Consider the following 6,828-nt stretch of genomic DNA (forward strand, 5'->3'; position numbering starts at 1 on the left):
GGTGATGAAAAACCCAATACACGTGCTTCCAGACGTTCAACGAATGTTGATCCTAAAAAGAAGAAAGAAAAACGCAATTTATTGTTACCCATCCTGTTCTTATTCTTTATTCTGATACCTGTTTCATTTCTGATCTATGTTTTTGCATTTTATGAGCCGAATGCGAATGAAACAACAGTTCATGACGATAGCCAAGTCAAATATGAACAAAATGAAGAAGATGTAGCAAGTGAAGAAGATTCTCAAAACACTGAGTCAGAAGCGTCCGCTGAAGAAAACACTGAAACGGAGAATTCGGAAGAATCTTCAACAACTGAACAACAAACCAAAGAAGAAACACCAGAAGAAGTAGTAACAGAAACCGAAGAAGTTGAAGAAGAAACTGACATAACACGGGATGAAGAACAATCCTCAGATTCCAAGACACATGTCGTTAAACCAGGTGAAACACTTTACCGAATTGCCATGAATTATTACAATTCACCAGATGCCGTCGAAAAAATCAAATCTGCAAATGGACTTTCATCAGACTCGATTTCAACTGGGCAAACATTGATTCTTCCATAAATTTTTGTATTATAAAGAGGATAAGAGTGAGTTTTGTAGAATAGGTTAATAATCAAGAAAGATTGAGGTGACAGCATGTTTGCGAAAAGTGTAATGATTCCAAAGGAAAAATGTATTTCAATTCAAACATCAGAGTCGGTGCAAGCGGCACTGGACATATTGGAAAAAAATCAAATCGATGCATTGCCAGTATTGGAAAATGGCCATTATAAAGGTATTTTAAATCGATATATTGTTTACCGTGCATTTTATTACAGTGGTTTAAACAAAGAAGATTTTCTTGCAAGCACGTCTTTAATGGACGTTGTGACAAGATCGGAAATCTATTTATCCATTGATGACGTTTTTGAAGATTCTCTACTTCAACTAAATGACTTTCCAATTATAGCGGTAGTGGAAGAAAATCGCTTTTTAGGTCTTGTCACTCGATTTGATATCATGGATCAATTCAGAAGTGCTTTTGGAATGGATAGTCCTGGCGTTCGCATAACATTTACGTCTGTAGAGACAGAGGGACAGATAGCCCGCGTAGGAGACATTATTCAAAAGTTCCATGAATCTGTGATTTCATTAGTTACATTTGATGAATCAGACAAATTATTGAGACGTATCGTGTTGAAAATCGAGAAACGTGATAATGTACAAAAATTCTTGAAAGAACTTGACCGTTCTGGATTCCGCGTATTGCATATGGAAGAAGATTGATCGAAATACAACTTTCATAAAAGTAAGGGGAAGGGGAAACCCTCCTCTTTTTATTTTGATTCAGAGGTGAATACATGCGTTATTTGGCAACAATTATAGGCTTTACTTTATGTATACCATTGATTATGGTGAAAAAAGCTTTTGAGACGAATATACGTCACCAGCAAATTGACATATCCAGTTATAAGGATGAGCATCCATTCCGCCTGTTTTTCATTTCCGATATTCATCGAAGGAAAATAACGAATCATTTAGTTGAGGAAGTCGGAACAGATATACATGCAGTGATTATAGGTGGAGATCTGGCGGAAAGTGGTGTACCTTTAGGGCAAATTGAAGACAATATTAAACAACTGGCTAAAATTGGTCCTATTTATTACGTTTGGGGTAATAATGACCGTGAAGTGGGAGAACACCATATCCGAAAATATATTCAAAATGTGGGTGGAATAATTTTAGAAAATGAAGCAATCTGTGTAAAAACGAATGCTCATCATATCTGGATTGTTGGCTTAGAGGATGTATCTTCAGGAAGAGCGAACATTAGTAAAAGTTTTGCCAATGTACCTGAAGACGACCCGATTGTCTTTGTTTCACACACTCCATTTGTCTTTCATAAAGTAAAAGACCGTTACACTTCTGACGTGTTATTGGCTGGTCATACTCATGGGGGACAGATTCGATTAGGGAAATGGGGATATTACCAAAAAGGTGAGTTGATAAAAGGTCGAGATGAATTTACTTTAATCAGTAATGGCTTCGGTACAACTTTTATTCCTCTCAGATTGGGTGCACCTGCAGAATGTCACATCTTGACCATTAAAAATAAAGATTTTTAAAATGTTCTCGCAGCACACACACGACGTTTACAATAATTGTTAAAAAAAGAATCTTCCAGACCGTTTAATCAGCATGCTGAAAATTGAATTTCACAAATTCAACAGGATATTTTGCAGGCATTTCTATATTTTGATGAGCGCTCAGTGCAGAACTTGTTGAATGAATCAAAATATTCTCGGACCAAGCATGAGTGAATGGGATTATTGGGTTGAAGAAAAAACGAATGMCAATTAGTTGTATTGTACAGTTAGTTCTCCAATCATTAGATAGGAGATTTTTATATAGAGGAAGTGTAAAATGATGGAGAAAGTAGATGCAATCATTGTAGGTGGGGGTCCTTGTGGTCTCGCAGCTGCAATATCTTTACAAAATATCGGGCTTTCACCCGTCATAATTGAAAAAGGGAATGTCGTGGAAGCGATTTATAAGTACCCTACTCATCAAACTTTTTTTAGTACAAGTGAAAAACTGTCAATCGGGGATGTACCGTTCATTATTGAAGGACGTAAACCAAAACGAAATCAGGCACTTGTTTATTACCGCGAAGTGGTAAAAATGAAAAAATTACACGTCCGCAAATTCGAAACGGTTCAACGTGTTGAGAAAATCAAAAATATGTTTGAAGTATATACAACAAAATCTACCTATAAAACTGAACATGTAGTGATTGCAACCGGATATTATGACCATCCGAATTTTCTTGGTATACCAGGAGAAGAGTTACCGAAAGTAAGCCATTACTTCAAGGAAGGTCATCCTTATTTTGATACCGATGTAGTGGTTATTGGGGGTAAAAATTCGAGTATTGATGCAGCTTTAGAGTTAAATAAAGCAGGGGCCAGAGTAACTGTCGTATATAGGGGTAGTACTTATTCAAGTAGCGTGAAACCGTGGATACTGCCTGAATTTGATGGCTTGGTTCGCAGTGGTGAAATCACCATGCTATTTGATTCACACGTTGAAGAAATTGGACAAGAAGAAGTACGGATACGCAAACCAGATCAAGTCATCACCCTTAAAAATGATTTCGTTTTTGCTATGATTGGGTATCATCCGGATCATGACTTCCTGCGCCAAATGGGTGTGCATATTGACGAAGCTTCCGGCAGACCATTGTTAAATGAATTGACGATGGAGTCCAATATTGAAAACTTGTATATTGCTGGTGTTTTAGCGGCAGGAAATAATGCAAATGAAATTTTCATTGAAAATGGTCGCTTTCACGGCGAGTTAATTGCGGACGCGATCAAATCAAAAAAAAGCTGCTGAGTGAACAGCAGCTTTTTCTTATGTAGAATCAAAAGTGTTAAAAAGGAAAATTAATATTCAAAAATGGTGTGAAGGGATTGTGAGCATCGAGCATCAGATAGCGCTATCAACAGTTTAATTCGTGCTTTCTGACCACTGAGTCCATGTGCAAATAACACGCCCATTTCTTCTAGCATTTTCCCTCCACCTACATAACCATACACAGGCTGCGCAATGCCGTTGTAACATCTGGAAACCAAAACAACGGGAACCTTCTGCAGAATAAGTTGTTTAATAGCGGGTATAATGGCAGGCGGAACGTTTCCTTGTCCCAATCCTTCCAAAACAACTCCGCTATAGCCCGAATTTGCCACATGCATCAGCAAGTCTGCATCCATGCCAGCATAGATTTTAAGTAATGCTACTTTTGGTGACACGTCATCCACTTCAAATGATTCACGCGAGTTGGGGGTATGGTGAAAATGAATAGTCGTTTTTGAAATGAGTCCGATTGGTCCATATTGAGGACTTTGGAAAGTTGATACATTACTTGTATGTGATTGGTCATATATACATTTCAAAAGAGTTAGATTGGTCTATTCCCGTAAAGCCTTATATATCAAGGGTTTTGAAGCATTATAGATAATTATAATCCAACTAAAAGTTATCCACAATGACAATTTTGGTGTATTATATAGCTAAGGATGGTGAATTATTTTATGAAAAAGGTGTCATTAATCACAACAGGTGGAACGATAGCAAGTAAACAAGATTCCGAAGGTAAGTTAAATTCAGGAGCAATTACTGGAGACGAATTAGCAGCAATGTGTCAGCTACCAGAAGACATTGAAATAAAAGTAGTAGATGTACTTCAACTTCCAAGTATGCACATTGGTTTTAATGAAATGGAGATAATTCGAAAAGCAATCAATAAGGAACTTGAAGATAAGTCAGTAAGTGGGGTAGTCGTTACACATGGCACAGACAGCTTAGAAGAGACTGCTTACTTTTTAGATTTAACCATTAATAGTGACCGACCAATTGTTGTAACTGGCTCTCAGCGATCTCCTCATGAAGTTGGAACAGATGTATTTTCCAACTTACGTAATTCTGTTTATGTTGCTATATCAGAAAACTTAATTGGAGTTGGAACGGTAGTTGTTTTCAACGAAAGAATTTATTCAGCTAAATATGTAAAGAAAGTCCACAGTTCTAATTTACAAGGCTTTGATTCATTTGGACATGGTTACTTAGGCATCATTGATAATAATGTCGTCAGCGTGTACCAGAAGCCCATTAACAGGGAAGTATATCAAATGGTCAAGCCTATCCCTAGAGTGGACATTATAAAGTCTTACACGGACGCTGATGGCTTTTTAATTTCTGCTCTTGCAACGGGGAAAGTAAAAGGTATCGTAATTGAAGGTTCAGGGAGAGGTCAGGTTGCTCCTAAAATGATGGATGCAATTGCTGATGCTGTTCAATTGGATAAGGTTAATATTGTTGTCACAACAAGTGCTGAAGAGGGTCATGTGCATCCTACATACAATTATCTAGGAAGTGCTCACAATTTATCTCAACTTGGAGTCATATTAGGTCATGATCTTGATAGCAAAAAAGCTCGGATTAAACTTGCCGTTATGATGGCTTCTGACATTGAAGATATTGGCAGCAATTTTTGAGGTGAAATAAATGGTCATTAGAAATAAATCACTATTCAATAAGAAAATTAAATGTTTTCATTGTGGAAGCAATTTTAAGCTCAAGAAAGAAAGATCAGTTAATCGCTATATATGCTCGAATTACGATAATTTCGGCAAGTGTATCCGCATTCCAATTCAAGAAGATTTTCTAATTGATATCATACAAAAAAGATTAGGCAATACAATTGACAGGGAAGTAGTAGAGGAATATGTTGAGTCAATAATTATCGAGGATTTCAACTTATTGGAAATTTTCATCAAGGATCAGGAGTCAATTTTGCTCTCTCGTACCCACCTTCGATTTTAATCAATTTAGGGTGACAGGGTAAGTTTTAGCGATAATAGCAGGGAGGTAGCTGAGCCTTACTCCTATATCCGAATACGCAAAAAAGTAAGGGTGACAGATAATCACCCTTTTTGTGTTGTATTTAGTTTAATTTCCACACTCTTTACACTTCAATCCAGTGTCATGTTCTGTCTCTTTGTTACACATTCCACACCAAGCATGTAAGGTAACTGTCATCGAATTATCACCCCATTAAAAGCAATTAGACCTGAAATCAAGGTGGACAATCCTGTTATTCCCATTGTGTTTACAATCAATTTCTCCTTCAATGTTAATGGCTCATCTGAACGCATCCATTCTAATCTTTCACCTTTATTATTGGTAGGGATAACTACATAATTTCTAGTCATTATTTTCTCTCCTTTAAGTTTGTTTTCATTCTCATATCAGAAAGTTTCCGACATCTTTCTTTTCAATTTTCTCCTCAATGGTAGCTGCTCTGTTGACGCTTTGCTCAATTGGAACACCGCTAAATTTTTCTGCTAAAACTTCTCTAGTGAATCCACCGAACGACTCTGAAGACATTAACACTTTCTTCAGCAAYTCAACGTGCCTAGGATTATCTTTTCTAAAAACAACACTTTGAGTAATGTAATCTCCTTTGCCTTTTTTCATCATTTTTTCGATTAGTTTGTTCGCTTCTTCTTCTGTTCTAATAAATGCCATATGAAATAGTCCCCAGTCTATACATCGCCTTTACATTAGCCATTTGCGGATTATCTATGACTTCTGCATTCGGAAAGTATTGTAGTATGTGTTTTACTAGTTCTTTGTCTAGTGCTCCTCCACCCAATAAATAAACCTTATCGTATTTATCCCAAACTTTTATTAGTCGTCCACAAATGTAGTCTGCAAGACCTTTAGCATCATATTGTTCATCTAATGCTTGCAGCCCCTTACCAAAAAACGTCCCACTTTCAGTATCTATAAATCTGTTTACACCATCTTCATTGATTGTACTGGCATAACCAATCGTCCTCGATCCTAAATCAAGCCACCTAGTCTTTCCTTTAGGCTGATGTAACCAAAAGGCAACAGCACTTTCTGGAGCTACTTTAACATCATCAATTGTAAAAGTTCTTGTTATCCCATTCACTGCGATTGTGTGAGATTTCTTTAAGCTTAATATTCTGGCATTCTTTTCATCTTCATTGTGCATCTTAATAGGTACTGAACAAACTAGATAATTGGAAGAATAGCCGTATTGATGTATTGCTACTAAAGTTGATAACTCATAAAACAAATTAGCCTTAGACTTTGTATGCATTTCCATAGGCATTGCACAATCGTATTTGGCTAAGGTTGCCATGACATATTTCTTGCCTAAATAGTCAACAACAAAATCGTGCTTGCCATTGGTTTCGGTTAATGTTCGATCTCCGTATAATCCCTTAACAGAATAAAACATATCCTCATTAT

10 protein-coding genes are annotated in these 6,828 nt (G+C 36.8%); 6 read left to right on the forward strand and 4 right to left on the reverse strand.

Annotated elements, in window-relative coordinates; genetic code table 11:
• The 4 genes from AC1DSL_RS14820 to AC1DSL_RS14835 all read left to right on the forward strand — a co-directional run.
• A partial coding sequence (locus AC1DSL_RS14820) for a LysM peptidoglycan-binding domain-containing protein (protein WP_477532759.1) occupies positions 1-567 on the forward strand: 567 nt, incomplete at its 5' end.
• 75 nt (positions 568-642) lie between these two features.
• On the forward strand, positions 643-1,272 hold the full coding sequence (locus AC1DSL_RS14825) for a CBS domain-containing protein (protein WP_016427437.1): 630 nt from the start codon (positions 643-645) through the stop codon (positions 1,270-1,272).
• Positions 1,273-1,346: 74 nt separating this feature from the next.
• A complete protein-coding gene (locus AC1DSL_RS14830; protein ID WP_477532760.1) occupies positions 1,347-2,111 on the forward strand; it encodes a metallophosphoesterase in 765 nt (254 codons plus the stop codon).
• A gap of 301 nt (positions 2,112-2,412) precedes the next feature.
• Positions 2,413-3,381 carry a YpdA family putative bacillithiol disulfide reductase gene (locus AC1DSL_RS14835; RefSeq protein ID WP_036659715.1) on the forward strand — a complete coding sequence of 323 codons (969 nt, stop codon included), beginning with the start codon at positions 2,413-2,415 and terminating at the stop codon, positions 3,379-3,381.
• A gap of 50 nt (positions 3,382-3,431) precedes the next feature.
• Here AC1DSL_RS14835 and AC1DSL_RS14840 read toward each other — a convergent pair whose 3' ends face one another.
• A complete protein-coding gene (locus AC1DSL_RS14840) occupies positions 3,432-3,797 on the reverse strand; it encodes a hypothetical protein (RefSeq protein ID WP_477532761.1) in 366 nt (121 codons plus the stop codon).
• A gap of 282 nt (positions 3,798-4,079) precedes the next feature.
• Between AC1DSL_RS14840 and AC1DSL_RS14845 the strand changes: the two genes are divergently transcribed.
• Together AC1DSL_RS14845 and AC1DSL_RS14850 are read left to right on the forward strand one after the other, a co-directional pair.
• Entirely contained in the window at positions 4,080-5,042 is a 963-nt protein-coding gene (locus tag AC1DSL_RS14845; protein ID WP_477532762.1) for an asparaginase, read from the forward strand.
• A 10-nt stretch (positions 5,043-5,052) separates the two neighbouring features.
• Positions 5,053-5,370: a recombinase zinc ribbon domain-containing protein gene (locus AC1DSL_RS14850; protein ID WP_477532763.1), complete on the forward strand. Its 318-nt coding sequence runs from the start codon at positions 5,053-5,055 to the stop codon at positions 5,368-5,370.
• Between the two features lie 212 nt (positions 5,371-5,582).
• Here the strand turns inward: AC1DSL_RS14850 and AC1DSL_RS14855 are convergent, their stop codons facing one another.
• From AC1DSL_RS14855 to AC1DSL_RS14865, 3 genes are all read right to left on the reverse strand, one after another.
• Entirely contained in the window at positions 5,583-5,759 is a 177-nt protein-coding gene (locus AC1DSL_RS14855; RefSeq protein WP_477532764.1) for a hypothetical protein, read from the reverse strand.
• Positions 5,760-5,790: 31 nt separating this feature from the next.
• Positions 5,791-6,075 (reverse strand): hypothetical protein, encoded by a 285-nt coding sequence (locus AC1DSL_RS14860; protein ID WP_477532765.1) that lies wholly within the window; start codon positions 6,073-6,075, stop codon positions 5,791-5,793.
• Positions 6,062-6,828, reverse strand: a 767-nt coding sequence (locus AC1DSL_RS14865; protein ID WP_477532766.1) for a ParM/StbA family protein, incomplete at its 5' end; no start/stop codon positions are given. The genes AC1DSL_RS14865 and AC1DSL_RS14860, both read right to left, overlap by 14 nt.

It is taken from the genome of Paenisporosarcina sp. P4_D4 (assembly GCF_056401835.1).

What these genes read in the sequence shown, in the direction of transcription:
- AC1DSL_RS14835 (WP_036659715.1), top strand. Translation starts at nt 2,413, where the DNA reads ATGGAGAAAGTAGATGCAATCATTGTAGGTGGGGGTCCTTGTGGTCTC.
- AC1DSL_RS14845 (WP_477532762.1), top strand. Translation starts at nt 4,080, where the DNA reads ATGAAAAAGGTGTCATTAATCACAACAGGTGGAACGATAGCAAGTAAA.
- AC1DSL_RS14830 (WP_477532760.1), top strand. Translation starts at nt 1,347, where the DNA reads ATGCGTTATTTGGCAACAATTATAGGCTTTACTTTATGTATACCATTG.
- AC1DSL_RS14855 (WP_477532764.1), bottom strand. Translation starts at nt 5,759, where the DNA reads ATGACTAGAAATTATGTAGTTATCCCTACCAATAATAAAGGTGAAAGA.
- AC1DSL_RS14850 (WP_477532763.1), top strand. Translation starts at nt 5,053, where the DNA reads ATGGTCATTAGAAATAAATCACTATTCAATAAGAAAATTAAATGTTTT.
- AC1DSL_RS14825 (WP_016427437.1), top strand. Translation starts at nt 643, where the DNA reads ATGTTTGCGAAAAGTGTAATGATTCCAAAGGAAAAATGTATTTCAATT.